General features: G+C 65.7%; 18 protein-coding genes. 11 read left to right on the top strand and 7 right to left on the bottom strand.

Annotation, left to right across the window (positions count from 1 at the left end; all coding sequences use genetic code 11):
* The first annotated feature begins 80 nt into the window (after window positions 1-80).
* Complete coding sequence (locus tag FB459_RS01310; RefSeq protein WP_141927188.1) at window positions 81-935, top strand: hypothetical protein; 855 nt, start codon at window positions 81-83, stop codon at window positions 933-935.
* Between the two features lie 55 nt (window positions 936-990).
* Here FB459_RS01310 and FB459_RS01305 read toward each other — a convergent pair whose 3' ends face one another.
* The 3 genes from FB459_RS01305 to FB459_RS01295 all read right to left on the bottom strand — a co-directional run bounded on the left by FB459_RS01305 (window position 991) and on the right by FB459_RS01295 (window position 3,481).
* Window positions 991-1,458, bottom strand: coding sequence for a hypothetical protein (locus FB459_RS01305; RefSeq protein ID WP_141927187.1), 468 nt, complete (start codon window positions 1,456-1,458; stop codon window positions 991-993).
* A 343-nt stretch (window positions 1,459-1,801) separates the two neighbouring features.
* Window positions 1,802-2,896: an inositol-3-phosphate synthase gene (locus FB459_RS01300; protein ID WP_141927186.1), complete on the bottom strand. Its 1,095-nt coding sequence runs from the start codon at window positions 2,894-2,896 to the stop codon at window positions 1,802-1,804.
* Window positions 2,897-2,914: 18 nt separating this feature from the next.
* Complete coding sequence (locus FB459_RS01295; protein WP_141927184.1) at window positions 2,915-3,481, bottom strand: PadR family transcriptional regulator; 567 nt, start codon at window positions 3,479-3,481, stop codon at window positions 2,915-2,917.
* Between the two features lie 198 nt (window positions 3,482-3,679).
* Between FB459_RS01295 and FB459_RS01290 the strand changes: the two genes are divergently transcribed.
* From FB459_RS01290 to rplI, 6 genes are all read left to right on the top strand, one after another.
* On the top strand, window positions 3,680-6,001 hold the full coding sequence (locus FB459_RS01290; protein WP_141927183.1) for a transglycosylase domain-containing protein: 2,322 nt from the start codon (window positions 3,680-3,682) through the stop codon (window positions 5,999-6,001).
* A gap of 37 nt (window positions 6,002-6,038) precedes the next feature.
* A complete protein-coding gene (locus FB459_RS01285) occupies window positions 6,039-7,442 on the top strand; it encodes a glycosyltransferase family 87 protein (RefSeq protein ID WP_141927181.1) in 1,404 nt (467 codons plus the stop codon).
* A gap of 128 nt (window positions 7,443-7,570) precedes the next feature.
* Window positions 7,571-7,858 carry a 30S ribosomal protein S6 gene (gene rpsF / locus FB459_RS01280; protein WP_129626477.1) on the top strand — a complete coding sequence of 96 codons (288 nt, stop codon included), beginning with the start codon at window positions 7,571-7,573 and terminating at the stop codon, window positions 7,856-7,858.
* A gap of 30 nt (window positions 7,859-7,888) precedes the next feature.
* On the top strand, window positions 7,889-8,461 hold the full coding sequence (locus FB459_RS01275) for a single-stranded DNA-binding protein (RefSeq protein WP_141927179.1): 573 nt from the start codon (window positions 7,889-7,891) through the stop codon (window positions 8,459-8,461).
* A 114-nt stretch (window positions 8,462-8,575) separates the two neighbouring features.
* Window positions 8,576-8,812, top strand: coding sequence for a 30S ribosomal protein S18 (rpsR, locus tag FB459_RS01270; RefSeq protein WP_115921520.1), 237 nt, complete (start codon window positions 8,576-8,578; stop codon window positions 8,810-8,812).
* Window positions 8,813-8,838: 26 nt separating this feature from the next.
* Window positions 8,839-9,288 carry a 50S ribosomal protein L9 gene (gene rplI / locus FB459_RS01265; protein ID WP_129626473.1) on the top strand — a complete coding sequence of 150 codons (450 nt, stop codon included), beginning with the start codon at window positions 8,839-8,841 and terminating at the stop codon, window positions 9,286-9,288.
* 71 nt (window positions 9,289-9,359) lie between these two features.
* Here rplI and FB459_RS01260 read toward each other — a convergent pair whose 3' ends face one another.
* Window positions 9,360-10,709: an MATE family efflux transporter gene (locus FB459_RS01260; RefSeq protein WP_240796046.1), complete on the bottom strand. Its 1,350-nt coding sequence runs from the start codon at window positions 10,707-10,709 to the stop codon at window positions 9,360-9,362.
* 473 nt (window positions 10,710-11,182) lie between these two features.
* On the opposite strand from FB459_RS01260, the gene FB459_RS17665 reads away from it, so the two are divergent.
* The 4 genes from FB459_RS17665 to FB459_RS01240 all read left to right on the top strand — a co-directional run bounded on the left by FB459_RS17665 (window position 11,183) and on the right by FB459_RS01240 (window position 18,288).
* Window positions 11,183-11,953 carry a C40 family peptidase gene (locus tag FB459_RS17665; RefSeq protein WP_239702815.1) on the top strand — a complete coding sequence of 257 codons (771 nt, stop codon included), beginning with the start codon at window positions 11,183-11,185 and terminating at the stop codon, window positions 11,951-11,953.
* A gap of 651 nt (window positions 11,954-12,604) precedes the next feature.
* Window positions 12,605-13,993 (top strand): C40 family peptidase, encoded by a 1,389-nt coding sequence (locus FB459_RS17475; RefSeq protein WP_141927178.1) that lies wholly within the window; start codon window positions 12,605-12,607, stop codon window positions 13,991-13,993.
* Window positions 13,994-14,046: 53 nt separating this feature from the next.
* Window positions 14,047-15,243, top strand: coding sequence for a peptidoglycan DD-metalloendopeptidase family protein (locus FB459_RS01245; protein WP_141927176.1), 1,197 nt, complete (start codon window positions 14,047-14,049; stop codon window positions 15,241-15,243).
* 375 nt (window positions 15,244-15,618) lie between these two features.
* Window positions 15,619-18,288 carry a replicative DNA helicase gene (locus tag FB459_RS01240; protein ID WP_170221639.1) on the top strand — a complete coding sequence of 890 codons (2,670 nt, stop codon included), beginning with the start codon at window positions 15,619-15,621 and terminating at the stop codon, window positions 18,286-18,288.
* Window positions 18,289-19,633: 1,345 nt separating this feature from the next.
* Here FB459_RS01240 and FB459_RS01235 read toward each other — a convergent pair.
* Genes FB459_RS01235 through FB459_RS01225 form a run of 3 tightly spaced genes read right to left on the bottom strand, consistent with a single transcriptional unit; the run spans window position 19,634 to window position 22,140 of the window.
* Window positions 19,634-20,275: a DUF305 domain-containing protein gene (locus FB459_RS01235; RefSeq protein ID WP_141927175.1), complete on the bottom strand. Its 642-nt coding sequence runs from the start codon at window positions 20,273-20,275 to the stop codon at window positions 19,634-19,636.
* 54 nt (window positions 20,276-20,329) lie between these two features.
* On the bottom strand, window positions 20,330-21,400 hold the full coding sequence (locus tag FB459_RS01230; RefSeq protein WP_170221638.1) for a HAMP domain-containing sensor histidine kinase: 1,071 nt from the start codon (window positions 21,398-21,400) through the stop codon (window positions 20,330-20,332).
* Between the two features lie 29 nt (window positions 21,401-21,429).
* Window positions 21,430-22,140: a response regulator transcription factor gene (locus FB459_RS01225; protein ID WP_141927172.1), complete on the bottom strand. Its 711-nt coding sequence runs from the start codon at window positions 22,138-22,140 to the stop codon at window positions 21,430-21,432.
* Window positions 22,141-22,167 lie beyond the last annotated feature (27 nt).

The following is a 22,167-nucleotide window of genomic DNA, read 5'->3' as shown; positions in this document are numbered from 1 at the left end:
GTAGTTGTCGGCACCTGTCCAACCCCGTCCACGCGACGTACTCTGAAACGACAGGTGAGCCCGCTTCGAAGGGAGCTGTCATGTGGATCGTCCACCCGATCGCCGGTCTGCTGCTCGCGATGTACGCGGGCGTGGTCTGGCAGAAGGGCCCCGACGGCAACCGGCGCGCGATCATCCTCGCCGTACTGATGCTGATGCTGACCGTCCTCGGCGCGGGCTGGGTGGTGCACCCGGCGGCAGGAATCACACTCGCGGCCTGCTTCGCGTTCGCCGGCGGCAACATCCTGAAGAAGCACAGCAACCACGGTCTGCGGGTGCTGGCAACGGCCGCCGCCTTCGGTGTCTTCGGGGCGGGGTGGGTCTTCATCCCGCTCGTGGTCGCGACGGCGATCTCGCTGATGAACGGCTCGAAATCCACCAAGCCGAAGGGCAAGGCCGTCGCCAACAGCTGGCCCCCACCGCTGGCCTGGCCGGTCACGCAGCCGGTGCCGCAGGCGTTCTCCCACATGGGCGCCCAGCCGATGCCGCAGCCGCAGAACCTCACCGTGCTCTCGCAGCACCCGCGGTTGCCGTCCGACAGTGCCAAACGCGCCAAGGCGCTCAACCTGCAATGTTTCGAGGCGCTCGCCTACATCGACGAGCGCGGCCCGGCCGGCGACAAGCTGCGCTTCGAGGTCGAGCAGATCCAGCACGACTTCGCGGTCGAGGCGATCGGGGCCTACCTCGCGTTGTCGCCCGCACGGGCCGACACCAGCCCGCTGCGCGACGGACGCACCGGTCAGGACCTTCTCAACGAGCAACTCGACCTGTTGTCCGACGGCGTCCACGCGGTGATGGAGCGGGCCGAGGAACTCGGAGCCGAGCAGATCCTGGCCAGCCACGCCTTCGTCAGCCAGAAGTTCGCACAGCAGAAGACGTCCGAACTGCAGTTGTGAGCACGCATGAAGAAGGCCCCGGCATCACGCCGGGGCCTTCCTCATGTGCTGGGTGTCAGCCGCAGTTACCCCAGGTCCAGCGGCCGGCGGACGCGTGCGGCCTGGCGTCCCAGCCCGGACGGATGTCGCCCCAGTAGGCGACGCACTTGCCCTTGCCGTACGCCTTCGTGGCTGCGAAGTACTTGTACTTCTTCCAGTCCTGCACGTAGCCGCGACCGTCGTTCGCCACGTCGAGACGCGCGAGCGTCGGGGTGTACGTGCCGTGCCAGGCCACCTTGCGGGTGACGACACAGTTCATCCCGTTGGTTGCGTTGTAGGTGAGGTAGACGTCCCCCCACTTCTTGCCGTTCTTGTAGATGCCTCGGTGTCCGTCTTTCACGACGGAATAGCCCGAACCGCACCCCTGACGGATGACGTCCGACGCGCTGTGTGCCGAAGCGCCTCCGGCGTTCGCCAGCCCGATTCCACCGATCGCGATCGCCCCCGCAACCGCCAAGGAACCGGTGATTTTCATGTTCCTCATGACTTACCCCCTCCTGTGGAGCGCCGGGTTGCGCACCCACGGAAGAGGTGACGGGTCTCACACCCGAGTCGGTTCCGGCTGAAAGGAGAAAGGGCCCCGGTCGCGTGAGCGACCGGGGCCTTTCGACACGTCGAACTACCGTTCTTCTGTGCCCGGGTTTCGATGCGCCCGTCGCGGCTTCGTTCCTCAGCCGCAGGACTTACTCAACCTGCGGGCACCCACGAAGCGCGCTTCCTTCGTCAGCGTTCTTCTGTGCCCGGGTTTCGATGCGCCCGTTGCGGCTTCGTCCCTCAGCCGCAGGGCTTACTCAACCTGCGGGCACCCACGAAGCACGCTTCCTTCGTCAGCGTTCTTCTGTGCCCTTGATGAATGCCTCGAGCTTGGTGCGGCCCTCGGTGTCCTCGCGCTGCTCGGGCGGGCTCTTCATCAGGTACGACGACGCCGACAACAGAGCGCCGCCGATGCCGCGGTCCTTGGCGATCTTCGCCGCACGGATGGCGTCGATGATGATGCCGGCCGAGTTGGGGGAGTCCCAGACCTCGAGCTTGTACTCCAGGTTCAGCGGCACGTCACCGAAGGCGCGACCCTCCAGGCGCACGTACGCCCACTTGCGGTCGTCCAGCCAGGCGACGTAGTCCGAGGGACCGATGTGCACGTTGCGGTCGTCGGCACCGACGCCGGCGAGGGACCCGTGCAGGTTGGAGGTGACGGCCTGGGTCTTGGAGACCTTCTTGGACTCAAGGCGCTCGCGCTCGAGCATGTTCTTGAAGTCCATGTTGCCGCCGACATTGAGTTGGTAGGTGCGGTCGAGCGCGACGCCGCGGTCCTCGAACAGCTTGGCCATCACGCGGTGGGTGATGGTCGCGCCGACCTGGCTCTTGATGTCGTCGCCGATGATCGGCACGCCTGCAGCCTCGAACTTCGCCGCCCACTCCGGATCGGAGGCGATGAAGACCGGGAGCGCGTTGACGAAGGCGACGCCGGCGTCGATCGCGCACTGGGCGTAGAACTTGTCGGCCTCTTCCGAACCCACCGGCAGGTAAGACACGAGGACATCGACCTCGGCGTCCTTGAGCGCCTTGACCACGTCGACCGGCTCGGCGGCGGACTCGTCGATGGTCAGGCGGTAGTACTTGCCCAGGCCGTCGAGGGTGTGGCCGCGCTGCACCTCGACGCCGGAGGTCGGGACGTCACAGATCTTGATCGTGTTGTTCTCCGAGGAGTTGATCGCCTCGGCGAGGTCCTTGCCGACCTTCTTGTCGTCGACGTCGAACGCAGCGACGAACTCCACGTCGTTGACGTGGTATTCGCCGAACTTCACGTGCATCAGACCGGGGACGGTCGCGGTGGCGTCCGCGTCCTTGTAGTACTCGACACCCTGCACCAACGAGCTGGCGCAGTTACCGACGCCGACGATGGCGACGCGAATGGAACCCATGAGTGAATCTCCTTGTTGTCAGGGCTTGTGCGGTGACCCGGAGGGGTCGGGTGATGAATTGCGCTCGGTTTCGATCAGTTCGGTCAGCCAGCGCACCTCGCGCTCGGTCGACTCCAGACCATGTCGGTGCAGCTCGGCGGTGTAGCGGTCGCTGCGTTCGCGCCGGATCCTGGCCTGGTCGCGTGCGGTGTCGAGTCGCTCCTCGAGCCGGGTGCGCCGGCCCTCGAGGATGCGCAGTCGTACCTCGCGGTCGGCTCGACCGAAGAAGGCGAAGTGGACATCGAAACTGTCGTCCTCCCACGTCGCCGGGCCGGCTTGTTCCATGAGTGTCTGGAACTGCTCCTTGCCCTCGGCGGTGAGTTCGTAGCTGATCCGGGCACGCTTGGAGGCCGCCGAATCGGTGTGCTCGGTGATCCATCCGCGGGACACCAGTGACTTAAGGCACGGGTACAGGGATCCGAACGACACCACCCGGAAGGCTCCGAGGATTCCGCCCAGGCGCTTTCGCAGTTCGTACCCGTGCATCGGCTGTTCGTGCAGCAGCCCGAGGACAGCCAACTCAAGGGTGGCGCCACGGCGAGACATGGGACCACCTTTTGAGAAACAAACACGTGCAATGTTCGTGAGAGCTGACATAGAACTACTTTGTCTGCACGACGATAGCTCATCCGATGTATCGAGTCGATACATCGGCGTGTCGCCGGTCACCCGCGAACACTCGCGACCGAGTCACCTGATAACGCACGGACCGGGGTTGCCCGAATCTGGCGTTACGCTCGTTCGGTGGCAGACACCGATGACTCGCAGGAATCCCGCCCCGCACAGCGCAGCAGTCGCCGTGCCGTCGGCGGTCGACGTGGCGAGGCAAGGCGCTCCGGACGCAGGAACCAGCCGCTGTGGCTCAAGGTTGCGCTGCGCACGATGCTCGGCTTCGTCATCCTCGGCCTGCTCGGCTTCGCCGCCCTCGTCTTCGTCTACATGCGCACCGAAATCCCGCAGCCGAACGCCGACGCCGCCAAGCAGGTCTCGATCGTCTACTACAACGACGGGAAGACCGAGCTTGACCGGTTCAGCTCGGTCAACCGCGAGGACGTCGAACTTGCCAAGGTGCCGCTGCACGTCCAGCGGGCGTTCCTGGCCGCCGAGGACCGCAAGTTCTACACCAACAACGGGGTCAGTGCGACCGGCATCGTGCGTGCGTTCTGGACGAACCTGCGCGGCGGTCAGCAGCAGGGTGGTTCGACGATCACTCAGCAGTACGTCAAGAACTACTTCCTGACTCAGGACAGGACCGTCAGCCGCAAGCTGAAAGAGGTCATGATCTCGATCAAGATCGACCGCAAGTACACCAAGGACGAGATCCTCAAGAACTACCTGAACAACATCTTCTTCGGGCGTAACTCCTACGGCATCCAGTCGGCCTCGAAGGTCTACTTCGACAAGGACGTCTCCAAGCTGACCCCGGCCGAAGGTGCATTCCTCGCCTCGGTGATCAACGCCCCGGGCATCTACGACCCGGCCAACGGCGAGCGCGCGAAGACCGCCGTCCGTGGACGCATGGACTACGTCCTCAACGGCATGGTGGACATGGGCTGGATGACTCAGCAGGCCAAGGACCAGATCCGCTTCCCGGCGGTGCAGCCGCGCAAGGCGCCGACGTACGGCAGCGGGCCGACCGGCTACATCACCGCCTCGGTGCGCAACGAGTTGAAGAGCACGCTGAAGCTCAGCGACGAGGACATCGACCGCGGTGGTCTGCGGATCACGACGACGATCGACAAGAACGCGCAGGACGCTGCCGTCCGGGCCGTCGAGGACAACGTCCCCGCGGTCTCGTCGATCCCGCTGCGTGCCGGACTGGTCTCGCAGAAGCCGGACGGCTCCGTGGTCGCGATGTACGGCGGCAAGGACTACCGCAAGAACAACTACAACTCCGCGACCCAAGCCGCTCCGCAGGGAGGATCGAGCTACAAGGCCTTCGGCCTGGTCGGTGCATTGGAGAACGGCTACAGCCTGAACAGCCGCTTCGACGGCAACAGCCCGGTCAAGCTGCCCGGTCTCGACAAGCCGCTGCAGAACAACCTCGGTGTGTCCTACGGTTCGGTCGATCTGTCGTTCATGATGAAGAAGTCGGTCAACACGGCATTCCTTCGCCTCAACATGGAGATGGGTCCGGCCAAGACCCGTGCCGCGGCGATCAAGGCCGGCATTCCGCAGACCAGCCCCGGCCTGGCCGACGACACCACGAACATCCTCGGTACCGCCTCGACACGCGTCATCGACATGGCTCGCGCCTACAGCACGATCAGCAGCGAGGGGAAGCGCGCGACTCCGTACTTCATCAGCAAGGTCGCCAGCGTCACCGGTGACTACTCCTACGCGGCCGAGCCGAAGACCGAACAGACCATCGACAAGGACGTCGCCGCTGACGTCGTCAACGCGATGGCCGGCGTCAACGAGGCAGGAGGCACCGGTTACCCGTCGCTGCAGGGTGCCGGATTCACGCGTCCCTCGGGAGGTAAGACCGGCACGACCGACGAGTTCAAGGCCGCCTGGTACTCCGGCTTCACCCCGAACCAGCTCACCACGTCGGTCGGTATGTACGCCGGTGACGGTACCGATTCCTTGCGAGAAGCCGCCGGAGCCGAGTTCTACGGCGGTGCCGTGCCCGCGACGATCTGGGCCGAATACATGAACGCGGCACTGAAGGGGCAACCGGTTGCCAAGCTGCCGGAGCCCGGCAACGTGAAGGGCAAGCAGCCTGCCACCGAGTACGTGCCGCCGCCCGCGACGACCCGCCGTCCGACGGCGACGTCATCGAGGCCGGCGCCGTCCGCGACGACCACGACGACCACGACGACCACGTCGTCGCCGACCTCGAGCCCGACCTCGACGCCGAGTTCGTCGCCGCCCTCGACCACGACGTCGAGCAGCACGTCCACCACCACGGCACCGACGACGACGTCCGCGCCGCCGAGCACGACGCAGCCGTCGGTCCCGACCAGCACTACGCGTCCACCGGCGACCACGACGGTGCCGCAGCCGACCGCACCGGCCGCCCAACCCACCGCACCGGCCGCACCGGCATCGGTCCCGGCTCCCTGATCGCTTCGTTCGTCGTGACCGTCGTATCCTGCGCAGCGTGACCGGGCCCGCGAACGACGACCTGCGCCTCACCGTCCCCAGTCGCGGGGAGGGGGTCGCCGGTTGGAGCAGTCAGGTGATCGGCGGACCCGTCGGGCGCTACGCCGCAGTCGGTCGACGGGGCATCTCCTACTCGGTGACGGTGCTCAGTGCGCTCGCGTCTGTGATGGTGGCGCTCGGCGCGTTGAGCAAGGCGTATTGCATCAGCAACGGTTGGGGAGCGCCCGACTCCTTGTGGCGGACCTGTTACTCCGACCTGGCCGTCGGGCTCACCACCGAGGGTGGGCCGTGGGCCAAGGGGTCGGCGGGGGACAACCAGCCGGTGCTGACCGCTGTCCTGCACTGGGTGATCCGACAGATCACGCCGGACGGCTCGACCCTCGCGGTCCAGCAGTACTACTTCGCGTTCGGGGCAGTCGTGATCGCGTTGTCGGTGGCGGCCGCAGTGATCGCGCTGGCCGGCGCCCTGCGTGACACCCCCTGGCTCGCCGCTCACCTGGCGCTCAGCCCGGTGCTGATCACCGCCTCGCTCGTCTCCTTCGACGCGTTCGGTGTCGCGCTCGCGACCATCGGCCTGGTCCTCTGGCTCCGGGACAATTCGCTGGCCGCCGGTGTGCTTCTCGGCGCGGCGGTCATGGCGCGCACGTATCCGTTGATCATCGTGGCGGCCATTGTGCTGGTCGCTCTGCGCGACCGGCGCACGGCCGACCTGACCCGTCTGCTCGCCGCAGGTACGGCCGTGGTCGTCGTCTGTTTCGGGGTCGCTCATCTCGCCGGTGGCGATCCCTTCACCGTGTACCGCACCTGGAACGCGGCAGCACCCGGCTACGGCTCACCGTGGTTCGTGCTGACCCTGCTGAAGGTTCCGGTCGCTGCGTCCACCGCGACCTGGCTGGTGGTCGCCGGCTGGGTGCTGGCGCTGCTGGTGGGCGTGTACCTGGTGCGTCGTCCCAGGCACCTGACGCCACTGCCTCCCCTTGCGCTCACGATGCTGGTCATCGTGATGGCCACCGGCAAGACCTTCCCGGTGCAGCAGGCGCTGTGGATCCTTCCCTTGCTCGCGCTCACCGCCGTCCGTTGGCGTGAACACTTGCTGTGGGCCGGGGTCGAGGTCGCGTACTTCGTGTTGACGATGCTCTACATCGCCTCACGTTCCGATGTCGACAAGGGCGTCCCGGCAGCCCTGTACCTGGTGTTCGCTCTCATCCGGTTGATCGCCTGGGGCGCGATCACCTGGATCAGTTGGGAGACGGCCGAGGAACTTCAGGACTTCCATGACCCGGACGGTGCCGCGCGGCACGAGGAATGGACGACACGGCAGTCGTCCACAGCCGCGGACGAAGGGACCGGCTTCTCCACAGGCGACGGCCGCGATTCGCTGATTGTCAGCGACCGCCTCTAGACTGACCGACGTTCTGCTCACCGTGGACGACGCCGTCGGCGCCGCTACCGGGACGCAGGACACGCAGTAAACCTCCTGTCACGTCAGATCGACGTGACCGCTCAAGACCGAAGGAGGTGGGTTTACGCATGCGTCAGTACGAACTCATGATCATCCTCGACCCCGAGCTTGACGAGCGCACGGTCCAGCCCTCGCTGGACAAGATGCTCGCAGTCGTGACCAAGGATGGTGGCACCGTCGACAACATCGACCTGTGGGGCCGCCGTCGCCTGGCTTACGACATCAAGAAGAAGTCCGAGGGTATCTACGCCGTGGTCAACATGACCGCGGAGTCGGCAACCGCCAAGGAGCTTGACCGCCAGCTGGGTCTCAACGAGTCCATCCTGCGCACCAAGCTGCTGCGCGCCGACGCCTGATTCCTCTTCGTCACGAGTTAGGACAACACCATGGCCGCAGGCGACACCGTCATCACCATCATCGGCAACCTCACTCAGGATCCGGAACTGCGGTTCACGCCGTCCGGAGCCGCTGTCGCGAACTTCACCGTGGCGTCCACGCCGCGGCAGTTCGACCGTCAGACCAACGAGTGGAAGGACGGCGAAACGCTGTTCATGCGATGCTCGGTGTGGCGTGACGCCGCCGAGAACGTCGCCGAGTCGCTCAACCGCGGCTCGCGCGTGATCGTGTCGGGTCGCCTGAAGTCGCGTTCGTTCGAGACCAAGGAAGGCGAGAAGCGCACCGTGGTCGAGATGGACGTCGACGAAGTCGGCCCCTCGCTGCGCTACGCAACCGCAAAGGTCAACAAGACCCAGCGCGGTGGCGGCGGCAACTTCGGTGGCGGACAGCAGGGCGGCTCCGGCCAGGGCGGCAACTTCGGCGGCGGTGCGCCGCAGGAGGACCCGTGGGCCACCGGTGGTTCGAACAACTACGGCGGGGGCAATTCCGGGGGCAACTCCGGTGGTGGCCAGCAGGGCGGCGGATGGAACGCCGGCCCCGGCTACGACGAACCGCCGTTCTGATCCACCGCTGATCGAGTCCTGACTCAACCGGTGCGGGCGAGAATCCCGTACCACTCATCAACATCACCATCCCGAGTTCGCTCGGGCTCCCTGAAGTAGAAGGAGAGCACCACGATGGCCAAGCCCGTTGTGCGTAAGCCCAAGAAGAAGGCCAACCCGCTGAAGGCGGCGAAGGTCGAGAAGATCGACTACAAGGACGTCGCAACGCTGCGCAAGTTCATCAGCGACCGCGGCAAGATCCGCGCCCGCCGCGTGACCGGTGTGTCTGTGCAGGAACAGCGCCTGATCGCCAACGCCGTCAAGAACGCGCGCGAGATGGCCCTGTTGCCGTACTCGTCGTCGGCTCGCTGAGCCCCGGCGTAGGAAAGGACACAGACATGAAGATCATCCTGACCCACGAGGTCCACGGCCTCGGTTCCGCCGGTGACGTCGTCGACGTCAAGGACGGCTACGCCCGCAACTACCTGCTTCCCCGCAGCCTGGCCACCCCCTGGACCAAGGGCGGCCAAAAGCAGGTCGAGTCGATCACCAAGGCCCGCGAGGTCCGCGCGGTGAAGTCGCTCGACGACGCCAAGGCGCTCAAGGGCTCGCTGGAGAACGCGAAGGTCAACCTGCAGGCACGCTCCGGTCAGTCCGGCCGCCTGTTCGGTGCAGTCACCACCGCCGAGATCGCCGACGCGGTCAAGGACGCCGGTGCCGGCAACGTCGACCGTCGCACCATCCAGGTCAAGCAGCCGATCCGTTCGCTCGGTGAGCACGAGGTCGAGGTGCGCCTGCACCCCGAGGTCGCTGCCACCCTCAAGCTGAACGTGGTCGCCGCCAAGTAAGGCTCGACCCGGCAGTCACGACTGCGGCCCCGCTCGTCACGAGCGGAGTCGCAGTCATTTCTGTCCCGGTTTCAGCGCGCACCGACCACCAGCCACGCGTCCGAACGCGCGCGTTGCCGTAACGCGAACCAGCGCGCCGCCATGAACCAGGCCAGCGCTCCCCAGAGCAGGGCGATGCCGACCTGCGGTGACTTCGAAGTGCCCAGCTCGCGCGCGAGCAGCAGCACGGGCACGTACGCGGCCAGGGTGGCGATCGACAGCCATGCGAGAGCCCTGTTGTCTCCGGCGCCCATCAGGACGCCGTCGAGCACGAACACTGCTCCGGAGATCGGCTGCGTGACCGCCAGCACCAGGAGCGCGACCGTGAGAGTCGAGCGCACTTGCGGGTCGGAGGTGAACAGCGGGGGAAGGATCCAAGCGGACGCGGCGGTGATCACGCCCAACCCGAGTCCGCCGAGCCAGCCCCAGCGGGTCATCAAGGACGTGGCGCGCCGCGCGTAGGGAGCGTCCCCGGCGCCCAGGCCGGTACCGATGAGTGCCTGCGCGGCGATGGCCAGGGCGTCGAGGGCGAAGGCGAGGAGGCTGAACACGTTCATCGCGACCTGGTGAGCAGCCAGCGGGATCACTCCGAGGGCGGCTGCCACCCAGGTGGTGAGCAGGAACGCCGCACGCAGGGCGATGGTGCGGACCAGCAGCGGGGCGCCGACACGGGCCGCCGCCAGGACGTCCCCGGGGTGGAAGGCGAGACGGGCACCCGCCGCACCTGCCCGGCGCAACACCAGGAACGCGAAGGCCGCCGCGGCGCCGCTCTGCGCGATCACCGTGCCGATCGCCGACCCGGCGATACCGAGGTCGAGCGGATACACCAGAAGATAGTTGAGGATCGCGTTGGCGGTGAAGCCCGCGGTGGCGATGACCAGGGGAGTGCGGGTGTCCTGGAAGCCCCGCAGGACTCCGGTGGCGGCCGACACGACAAGCAGGGACGGGATGCCGAGTGCGGCGATCCGCAGGTAGGTGACTGCCGGATCGAGGACGGCGCCGTCCGCTCCCATGACCCGGCACAACGGCTCGGCGAAGACCGCAACCCCGGCAGCGGTGGGGACGCCGAGCAGAATCGCCAACCACATACCGTCCACCCCGGCCTCGAGGGCTGCCGTCCGTCGCCCGGAACCGATACGACGAGCCACCACCGAGGTCGTCGCGTAGGCCAGGAAGACGAATACGCCGGCGGCAGTGAGCAGGACGGCGGACGCAACTCCGAGAGCAGCCAACGGCACGGTGCCGAGGTGACCCACGATCGCACTGTCGGTGAGTAGGAACAACGGTTCGGCAATGAGCGTGAGGAAAGCCGGTACGGCAAGACGGAGGACGTCGCGTGGATCGACCGGGGCGACGTCCATCGCGGATGAGTCGCGGTTCACAGGCCGCTGCCGGCCCGAGGTCGACGGTACTGAAGTGAAATGGGTGGCGCCTGTGCAGCGGAATCGCGCATGTGGGACACGCTACCGGCCCACCGGGCTGGGTGCCATCTCGAATATTGGGACACAAAGATCCCACGATGTGGACGCGCGAGAGGGGTGTGGAGGGTCCCTGTCGGGCGGTTAAGCCGAAGTCCCGACATGCCTGCAATAGCGCGGATAATCACGGAATGGTCACGGCCGGGTGGTTGGCCGTTGAGCGACTCCTCGTCGAGGGCCCCTGCGGAGCCCTGTGTGCAGCCTTGACGAAAATTTTGCCTCCGGTTCGGAACCGAACCGAGTTTGGTGCAAAGTAGTGCGGGCGCCACGCTGACTTGGGGGAAGCAGAAGCGCTCAGCAGTACCGCGGCCGACCACTTCCGGTCGACCGCGCAGCTTTGTCAACACGTCGTCAAGTGCCGAAGGGTCTTCCCCGCAATGGGTTCCTACAAGCCTCGCCATCTCAAGCAGGAGCAGAGCGTCGTCTCCTCCATCGTGAGCCGCCGCGGTCTGGCTGTTGCAGCCGCCACCGTAACCGTGGTTCCGGTCGCTCTGTCCGAGTCCGCCAGCGCAGCTCCGGCTCCCGCCGCGGTCGCATCGTCGGCCAAGGCCGCTCCGATCAAGGCCGCCGGTGCCTACAACGTCAGCTACGGCGCACGTGGCTACTGGGTCGAACTGCTCCAGTACCGCCTGCAGCGCAAGGGCTACGCCATCGCGAAGGACCGTTCGTACGGTCCGCAGACCCTCTGGGCGGTCAAGTCGGTTCAGCGCCGAGCCGGTATCTATGCCAACGGTTATGTCGGTGACTCCACCTGGCGCGCCCTCGGTGGAGTGCCCGGCGGCGGGTACGTCTCGCGTAGCGCACCGCGCACGAGCACCAGCGGGTCGTCCATCGTTCGCATCGCGCAGCAGTACCACGGTGTTCCCTACGTCTGGGGCGGCACCACGCCGAACGGCTTCGACTGCTCCGGCTTCACGCAGTACGTCCATCGCAAGGCCGGCAAGAGCATTCCGCGTACCGCCAGTGCCCAGCAGGCCGGCGCACGCCGCGTCTACAGCCCGGTGCCCGGCGACCTAGTCTTCTCCGGTTTCCCGGCGTACCACGTGTCGATCTACGCCGGCAACGGCTACGAGGTGTCCGCGCGTATGCCCGGTACCTCCATCGTCACCAAGAAGATCTGGGGCTACAAGAACTACGGTCGCTACTGATCGTCAGCCCCTGCTCGACATCTCAGCTTGCCCCGCACCTGATCGGTGCGGGGCAAGCTGCGTTTTCGGGCGACGAAGGCCAGCCCTCGCGCTGTGTCGGGAAGTCGTGATGCACGCTTGACCAACCGAATCGTGTGCCGGGACGTCGTTCGACATCGGCGCGTTTGTGCGCTCAGGCGTGGTGGCCAAGTCGGCTGTGCGACAACCGAGTTGGCCGTGATCGGGACGCACGCAGGGCCGGCGGAAATTGCTGCGCACATGCTACTTCGTCGACGGTCGACGTCGCCGTGACGTCCGATATCTCAAGATGCGAGATAATTACAAGAAACCCGTGTTTCGGCGTGTCGTTCGATTCGTCCGTTCGGCGCCCCTGGTATGCGTGCGGCGCCAGATGTCAATGATGGCGCGAAAATGTGCACGTTCAACCACCGTCTTCCGGGTTGTCGCTGTTGCCACATACGTCACATGAATCCCATGTGCAAGAACTGACACGCCGCTTTACATCACTCACGACTACCCCAGAACTCCCAGAGCGGGCATAGTCCTTCCGGCAGCCCGTCCCCGGTCCACCGGGACGTCGTCACCCTGACCGATCAGGAGCGAGCGGCTGACCGAAGACACGTACGACGGACTACGTATCGAGAGGGCCCGATGACGATCACCACGCCTCGGCACCAGAAGCAGCGCCCGGGTCTCCTGGGCAAGGTTGCCGCCCGCAAGTCCCTCGTTCTCGGTGGAACGGCCCTCGCCGTCCCCGCGACGGCTGTCGGCACGATGACAGCCCCGGCGCAAGCCGCTGCGCCGGTTCAGGCAGCGCGACCGGCCGCGACGCCGATCGCCGCGACGCCGATCGCCGCGACGCCGGTCAAGACGGCTCCTACGGCGCCGACGAATGTGGTGAGCCTGCGCTACGGCTCGTCCGGTGCGTTGGTGAAGGTCGTCCAGCAGCGGTTGAACATCGTGGTGGACGGCGACTTCGGTCCGGCCACACTGCGTGCGGTGCGTGCTTTCCAGACGCAGAAGAACCTGTATGTCGATGGTGTCGTCGGTCCGGTCACCTGGCAGGCACTGGGTGGCTTCCCCACCTCCGTCACTGCGGAGCCGCCGGCTCCGCCGACCACCCCGCAACCGCCTACGCCGGGGACGCCCACCACCCCGCCGCGGACCGACGGTGTCGTGAGCCTGAGTTACGGCTCGTCCGGTGCGTTGGTGAAGGTCGTCCAGCAGCGGTTGAACATCGTGGTGGACGGTGACTTCGGTCCGGCCACACTGCGTGCGGTGCGTGTTTTCCAGACGCAGAAGAACTTGTACGTCGATGGTGTCGTCGGTCCGGCGACCTGGCAGGCGCTGGGTGGCTTCCCCACCTCCGTCACTCCGGAGCCGCCGACCACCCCGGAGCCGCCCGTTCCCCCGGTGACCCCGCCCCCGGTCACGCCTCCTGCGGCCTGCGATGTTACGACCGTCCGCTTCGGCTCGACCGGTGCCGTGGTCGTCGAACTGCAAAAGCGCCTGGGTGGGAACGTTCTTGCCGACGGTGTCTTCGGCCCGGCAACGTTGGCCTCGGTCCGTGCGCTGCAGACGTCCAAGGGTCTGCCGGTCACCGGAGTCGTCGACGACGCGACCTGGGCGGCCATCGGTGGATTCCCCTGCGACATCGCACACCCCCCGACCACCCCCGAACCGCCGGCCGACGGCACGGTGGGCCAGCGCATCATCGACACCGCCAAGCAGTACCTCGGCATCCCGTACGTGTGGGGCGGAGCGACTCCTTCCGGCGGTTTCGACTGCTCGGGCCTGACGCAGTACGTGTATGCCAAAGTCGGTCTGTCGATCCCGCGCGTGGCCAGCGCGCAGCAGCGCTTCCTGACCAAGGTCAGCACGCCGCAGCCGGGTGACCTCGTCTTCTTCGGTTCGCCTGCTTACCACGTCGGTATCTGGGTGTCCGAAGGAAGGATGATCGCGGCTCCGTACCCGGGCCAGGTCGTTCGTCTGCAGCCGATCTACAACACCCCCACCGGTTTCGGCCGCTTCGTCAGCTGACGAGCCCCCCCGACTGCGAACCGTCGCGCCCGACCCCCGAAAGGCTGAACATCTTGCTCCGCACTTCCCCCGCACCCCGCCACCTGAAGCGACGCCCCAACCCGGCGGCCGGTGCCATCACCTCGCCCCGCCTGATGGCCGGAGTCGGTGTCGCCGTCACCGTCCCGACCGGTGCGGCGACGGTGCTGGCGCCAGCAGCAGAAGCGGCCGCTCCGACCGCTGCACCCGCGGCAGCACCCAAGGCAGCACCGTCGGTGGTTCGCACGCCTGCGGCGCAGAACGTCGTCTGGCTGTCCATCGGTTCGGAGGGTGAGCTGGTCAAGACGCTGCAGCAGCGCTTGGGCGGACTGGTCGTCGACGGATCGTTCGGACCGGCGACGCAGAGCCGTCTGATGTCCTACCAGGCGTCCAAGAATTTGTATGTGGACGGACGCGTCGGTCCGGCCACGTGGGCGGCGCTCGGTGGTTTTCCGGGCAAGGCCGGCGAGGGCAAGGTCTGCCGTGTCTCCACGCTGCGTTTCGGCAGCACGGGCGATCTGGTTCGTACCGCGCAGCAGCGCCTGGGTGGGCTGACCGTCGACGGTTCGTTCGGTCCCGCCACGCTGGCCCGGGTGCGTGCCTACCAGGCGTCCAAGTCACTTCCCGTGACCGGCACCGTGGACTCGGCCACCTGGCGTGCACTCGATGGCTTCCCGTGTGTGGGTACCGGCGGTCCGACGACCGGGACCGGAACGACGACCACTCCCGGCACCACGACTACGGACACGACCGGACCGGCCACCCCGTCCGTCGGCGACCCGAGCGGCCCGTACCGCATGCCGTGGGCCAAGGGGGGCACGTTCAAGATCACCCAGGGTCCCGGTGGATCCTGGTCGCACCACACCTCCTACAACCGTCACGGCATCGATTTCGGCATGCCGGTCGGCACCCCGATCGTGGCCTCGCGTGCGGGCGTGGTGCAGGACACCGGGTACACCTCCATGGGCGGCGGCATGTACGTCCGGATCAAGGACGCCTCCGGCGCGTGCCAGGTGTACTTCCACCTGTCGGCGTACCGCGTGGTGGCCGGTCAGCCGATCGCGCAGGGACAGCCCATCGCGACGTCGGGCAACACCGGAAACTCCTCCGGTCCGCACCTGCACTTCGGCCTGATCGACTGCAACACCTGGCGCTCGCACTCGCTGCCGAACTCGGTCGAGCGTGGCACGAACTACTCCAGTGGCGTGTTCGTCACCAGCACCAACGGCTGATTCCAGCCCCCGGGTCACGGCCCGCACGACCAGCTATCCGGTCGTGCGGGCCGATTCGTGTTCGCACCCTCAGAGGGGGGAACGGAGTGTGTCTCACCCAGTGGTACAGCTGTGAACAATCTGTTTTTGCAGGTCAGTGCCGCCTCTCCACGTTATGCACAGCGTTGTCCACAGCCTGTGAGCAATGCTCCACAGCCGGTCACACACGTTGTCCCCAGGTTGCGCACAGGGAGGTGAGCCGACTGTTTGGCGGGTCGGTGAACCGCGTCGTACGGTTCCCTGTCAGCCCGGTGTCGAACAGCGCATGAGGTCGTTGTCGGTGGTGGCTGGTGCAGTGGTGTCGGGAGTTCAGAGCAGCAGGAAGCAGGGCATGTCGTGGACGATCTGAACCCGGCGTACGCCGACTCGGGTGGCTCCGACCACTCCGGCGGCAACGCGCCCGGCCTCGTTCCGCCGCAGGACCGGCACGCCGAGCAGTCGGTGATCGGCGGCATGCTGATCAGCAAGGACGCCATCGCCGACTCGGCGGAGGTCGTCAACGGCCGCGACTTCTACTTCCCGGCACACGAGATGATCTACGAAGCGGTCATCGACCTGTACGGACGCGGTGAGCCGGCCGACGCGATCACCGTCGCCGACGAACTCGCCAAGCGTGGCGAGTTGCAGCGGGTCGGCGGCCAGCCCTACCTGCACGAGCTGATCCAGTCGGTGCCCACCGCGGCGAACGCCGGGTACTACGCGCAGATCGTCGCCGAGCGGGCGGTGCTGCGCCGACTGGTCGAAGCCGGCACCCGCATCGTGCAGATGGGGCAGTCCGACGGCGGGGGAGACGTCGTCGACGTCATCAATGCGGCGCAGGCGGAGATCTTCGGGGTCACCGCCGGCAAGGACACCGAGGACTACGTGCGCCTGGGCGAGGTGGTCGAGCAGACCGCCGACGAGATCGAGGCCGCGTCCTCGCACGGCGGTCAGATGACCGGTGTGCCCACCGGCTTCCACGACCTCGACACCTTGACCAACGGTCTGCACCCGGGCCAGATGATCGTCATCGCCGCCCGGCCGGCTGTCGGCAAATCGACAATTGGTCTGGACATCGCGCGCGCTGCGTCGATCAAGAACAACATGACCTCGGTCATCTTCAGTCTGGAGATGAGCAAGGTGGAGATCTCGATGCGTCTGCTGTCGGCCGAGGCCGAGATCCAGTTGCAGCACATGCGCAAGGGCACGATGCGCGACGAGGACTGGGCCAAGCTCGCCAAGACGATGGGCCGCATCTCCGACGCTCCTCTGTTCATCGACGACTCACCGAACATGTCGCTGATGGAGATCCGGTCCAAGTGCCGCCGGTTGAAGGAGCGCAATAACCTCAAGCTCGTCGTCATCGACTACTTGCAACTGATGACGTCCGGCAAGAAGGTCGAATCGCGTCAGCAGGAGGTGTCGGAGTTCTCGCGTGCGCTGAAGCTGCTTGCCAAGGAACTCGAGGTGCCGGTCATCGCGATCTCGCAGCTGAACCGAGGCCCGGAGCAGCGCACCGACAAGCGTCCGCAGATGAGCGACCTTCGCGAATCGGGTTGTCTGACGGCCGACTCCCGCATCCTGCGCGCCGACACCGGGGCTGAGATCACCATCGGTGAGTTGGTTGCATCGGGAGAGAAGGACGTCCCGGTCTGGGCCCTGGACGACCGGCAGCGTTTGGTCACTCGGACGATGACGCATGCGTTCCGCAGCGGTGTGAAGCCGGTCTTCCGGTTGACGTTGGTGTCCGGAAAAACGTTGCGACTCACCGAGAACCACCCCCTCATGTCGTACGACGGATGGCGCGCGCTGGGTGACCTCAAGGAAGGCGACCGGGTCGCCGTCCCGCGGCACGTGCCGGCGCCGGAGAGGTTCGAACCGTGGGACGACAAGGCTCGGATCATTCTGCTCGCGCATCTCATCGGCGACGGGTCGTTTGTGAAGGGTCAACCGCTGCGGTACGCGTCCATCGACGAGGCGAACCTGGAAGTGGTTTCTCAAGCGGCGCTGTCCGCTTTCGGGATCGTCTCGGTGCGAGACGAGTACGCGGCTGCTCGCTGCACGACCTTGCGACTTCGCGCGCCGTATCGGCTCGATCATGGAAAGCGAAACCCGATCACCGAATGGCTTGACGGACTCGGACTGTTCGGGCTTCGTAGCCACGAGAAATTCGTGCCGGAGTCGATGTTCCTTGCTTCGAAGCGTCAGATCGCGTTGTTCATCAACCACATCTGGGCGACCGACGGATCGGTGACCGTCAACAAGTCGAAGTCGGGTGGGCGCATCTACTACGCCTCGACTTCGCGCCGGCTCGTGGACGACCTGAGCCAGTTGCTGCTGCGGTTCGGCATCTCGACGCGTACGCGAGTGACCCGCGAGGGCAACTACCGCGACGGGTACACGATCGACGTCTCCGGATCGGACAGTCAGCGCCGATTCCTCCAGGAGATCGGGGTGCACGGTGCGCGGTCGGTTCAGGCGGCCGAACTGCTCGGGATCATTCGTGAGAAGCAGAACAACACCAACGTCGACACCGTGCCGGTGCAGGTCTGGGACACCGTCAAGCAGGTCATGTCTGATCAGGGGATGACGCACCGTGAGTTCGCCGCGGCCATGGACTCGCAGTTCTGCGGGTCGACCATGTGGAAGCGCGCCCCGAGCCGCGAGCGCCTGGGCCGCGTTGCGGCAGTGCTGGATTCGGCAGACCTCGAACTGTTCGCGATCAACGACGTCATGTGGGACACCGTGAAGTCGGTCGAACTCGACGGTCTGGAGGAGACGTTCGACGCGACCGTGCTCGGCGCCCACAACTTCGTGGCGAACGGAATCAGCGTCCACAACTCCATCGAGCAGGACGCCGACATGGTCATCCTGTTGCACCGTGAAGACCAGACGAACAAGGAGTCCGAGCGCGTCGGCGAGGCGGACGTCATCGTGGCCAAGCACCGTAACGGCCCGACCGACACGATCACGGTGGCGTTCCAGGGCCACTACTCGCGATTCAAGGACATGGCGCAGAACTTCTGAGTTGATGACCTGCTGCTGCTGTCGAGATGCAGCGAACATTGGTCGAATCGGGGTTTGATCAAAGTAGGGGCAGTTTTCAGGTCGTTTTGGCATCGAGAATCGCACAACTTGGAAGTTTGTTCGAGGTGAGAACTGTTCTCGCTGACAAGGGGTCGCGATGTTTCTGCAGGTCAGGAACATGGCGATCGGCGCGGCAGTAGTTATGTAAAGTTACTCGGGCGTACAGCCTGTGAGCTCACGGGTAGGTGCACGGGTAGTCGATGTCGTCGACTGCTGGAGCGGGGACGGGGATTGGTCGTCTGGGCATCTGCTGGGACGGTTCAGCCGGTCGGTCGGAAATCGTCGAGCACGCCGCCGACTCCCGACCGACCCAAGGCCGTTCACGAGCTCCGAAAGGTCCTTGATGAGATTGCGCAAGAGCAGCAGGTCGTCATCACAACGCACAGTCCTTTGCTCGTCGGTCGGGGTGATGTCTCGGGGAACATCATCATCCAAGAGAACCGCGCGGTGCAAGCGACATCACTGAGTCAGATTCGTGATGTTCTAGGTGTTCGAGTTGCGGACAATCTGCAATCTGCCAATGTCGTGTTGTTGGTGGAGGGGTACGGTGACAAGCGCATCATCACGACATTCTTGAATCGTCGCAGTAAGGCGATTTCATCCGCACTGAGTAATGGGACACTGAGGATCGAGTGCACTACTGGCGCCCCCAATGTCGCCTATCAGTATCGACTGTACTACGACGGTGTGTGCCGTGTACATGCATTGCTGGATAACGACGGGGCTGGTCGCAAAGCATTGGAGGCCTTGGAGAAGGAACCGGGATTCAGGCACCAAGACGCCACAGTGGTCTCCGTTGTTGGAATGAACGAGTCCGAAATGGAAGATCTTTTCGTAGAGGAGTATTTTGGTGAACTGATTTTTGAACGGTTCAATGTTGTGCTTCGCGCGGGTGTCACCCACCCGGCAAAGAAGTTTACAGCGAGAATGAAAGACTATTTCTCCGATTCCGGCCAGGCATGGACGAGAAACGTCGGCGATCAGTTGAAAACTCTCGTGGCGGACGGTGTCGAACATGATCCGGATTCCGTCTTGCGGGCCGACAGAACCGGGCCGCTTGACGCACTTGTCAGGGCACCACCAACATCGACACCTTCAACCCGCTGCGCATCGCCGGTCACGAGTGGGCCGACATGTTCGCCGATGTCAGCTCCGCCGACAACTGGGCCGACCGCTGGTCGTACCTGCTGCGCGGGCCGGGCTGGGCCTACGACAAGCGCAAGGCGCGACTGGCTGCCTAGGTCACGAAGGTGGTTGCCTGCTGGTCGGATCCATCCGCAAGAGCTCAGGCCGCGGGGGTCTTCAGCAAGTCCTGCATCGTGCGTATCTCGGCGTTCTGAGCCTTGATGATCGAGTCGGCAAGGCTGCTGACCTCCGGGTTGTCGGTGGTCTTCTTGACGTCCGACGACATCGTGACCGCGCCTTGGTGGTGCTTGACCATCATCGTCAGCCACATCCGGTCGAACGCCGGGCCTGTCGCCTTGCCGAGCATGTCCATGTCCTGTTGCGACATCATTCCGGTCATGTCGCCCGTGCCGCTCATGCCGTTCATGCTGCTCATGTCGTGGCCCGAGTGATCGCCGCCGGTCGGCACGGTCGCGCCCCACGACTTCAGCCACCCGGTCATCGTGTTGATCTCGGGATCCTGTGCCTTCTTGATGGCGGCCGCGAGGCGGGTGACGTCGGCCGAGACGCCCTGCCGGTTGAGCGCCATGTCGGCCATCTGCACCGCCTGGCGGTGGTGCGGGATCATCTGCTGCGCGAACCTGATGTCACCTTGCCTGCCGGCTGCAGTCGCCGGTGACGCGGCCGAGGACATCATCGATCCGTGCCCCGCGGAGTGGCTGCTGTCGTCGCTTCCGCATGCTGTGAGCGTGAGTGCGAGCACGGCGGCGCCGGCGAGGGTGATCGTCGAAAGGTGTTTCATACCAACAAGACTCGTCCACCGATCTGACGTGCGGGTCGAGGTTCTATGGAGCTTTCATGGAGTTGGCAGGGTGATCCGAAAGCGTGCGCCCGTGCCGAACCCGTTGCTGTGCGCCGTGATCGACCCGCCGTGCGCGAGCACCACCGAACGACAGATCGCGAGGCCGATGCCCGCGCCTCCGTGGTCTCGGTCGCGCGCGGTGTCGGTGCGGTAGAACCGTTCGAAAACGTGCGCCAGGTGCTCCTCGCCGATGCCGTCGCCGTCGTCGGCCACCTCGATCGACACTGCCTGGGGCTCGGGTCGGACGGTGACCCGGATTCGTCCGCCGTCCGCCGTGTGTCGCTCCGCGTTGTCGAGCAGGTTCGTCAGCACCTGCTGCAGGCGCAGGCGATCGCCGCGTAGCGTCGTCCCGGACGGCGCGGACACGTCCAGCGTGAGGCCGCGCGCTCTGAGGTGTTCTTGGCGAGGGCCAGTGACCGAAGCGAGCAGCTCGGCGACGTCGATCGGGTTGCGTTCGAGGGTGATCGCGGATTCGTCCGCCCGCGAGATTGCGTTGATATCTCTCGTGAGCCGGTCGAGACGGGTCACCTGTTCGCGCAGCACGGCCGTGAGTTCGTGACCGCTCGTCACGTCGTCGTCGGCCGCGTCGAGGTAGACCTGAATCGTGGCGAGCGGTGTGCGTAACTCGTGGCCGAGATCGGAGAGCATCTGCTGGCGCACCTGCTCGGTGCTGGCGAGCTGGGCCGACATTCGATTGAACGCTGTGCCGACCGCAGCAAGCTCGCTCAGGCGGGTCGGCTGCGCGACCGTTGCCCCGTAGTGGCCGTCCGCGAGACGCGTGGCGGCTGAGGCGAGGTCCTGCAGTGGGCCGGTCAGTCGTCGGCCGAGGACGACGGTGACCAGGCCGGCGGCAGCGATGGCTGCGAGGAGTGCGGCCCCCAAGGTGAGGAGCCCCGCGGACCGGAATGCCTCCTCGACGTGGTCGAAGGTGGACCCCGAGGTGTCGGATCCGGCGAGATGCAGATGTTCATGGAACAGGGGCGGGCCGATCACCGCGGCGGCCACCGTGGCGACGACCGCAGTGACACACAGGACAACGGCCTGAGCGATCAGCAGCCAGGTCACCAGGCTTCGAGATCGGCTGCCGACAGTCCTCATGATCCGCTGCCCGCTCGGTAACCGACGCCGCGCACCGTTTCGATGAAGCGTGGATTGGACGCGTCGTCGCCCAGCTTTCGACGCAGGTGCGCGATGTGGGTGTCGACGAGGTGCTCATCGCCCACCCAGTCCACGCCCCAGATGGCTTCGATGAGCGCTCGGCGGTCGAACGCACGTCGTGGTTGGCCCAAGAACGTTGCGAGCAAGTCAAATTCGGTGCGAGTGAGTTGGATCTGCGAGTCGGCGAGGCGTACCTCGCGCGCGTGAGTGTCGACGGTGAGGTCGCCCAGTCGCAGCGTTGCCGCGACTTGTGTGGATGCACCGCGCGGACGACGCAGGAGCACACCCACTCGTGCGACCAGTTCGCGGACGCTGAAAGGCTTGGTCATGTAGTCGTCGGCGCCCACCGAGAGGCCGATCAGGGTGTCGGTCTCGTCGTCCCGAGCGGTGACCATCAAGACCATGCAGTCCGAGAAGGTGCGCACCCGACGACATACCTCGACGCCGTCCAGGCCGGGCAGCCCGAGATCGAGAACGATGACATCGGGCACCCAGTCGCGCGCGGCCGAGACGGCGTCGGTGCCGGTGTGTTCCACGCGCACCCGATGCCCTGCGCGATCGAGGTAATTGGCGATCATGCCGGCCAGGGCCTTTTCGTCGTCAACCACGAGAACCCGCGTCCGGTGGTCATTCGGGGGCGCCTTCATCGGGCCAGTCTCGACCACGGTCGGGTC

Origin of the sequence: Yimella lutea, assembly GCF_006715095.1 — a bacterium.
Lineage (GTDB): Bacteria > Actinomycetota > Actinomycetes > Actinomycetales > Dermatophilaceae > Yimella > Yimella lutea.
Note: the sequence above shows the minus strand (reverse complement) of the source record. Positions and strands in the feature narration are given on the sequence as shown.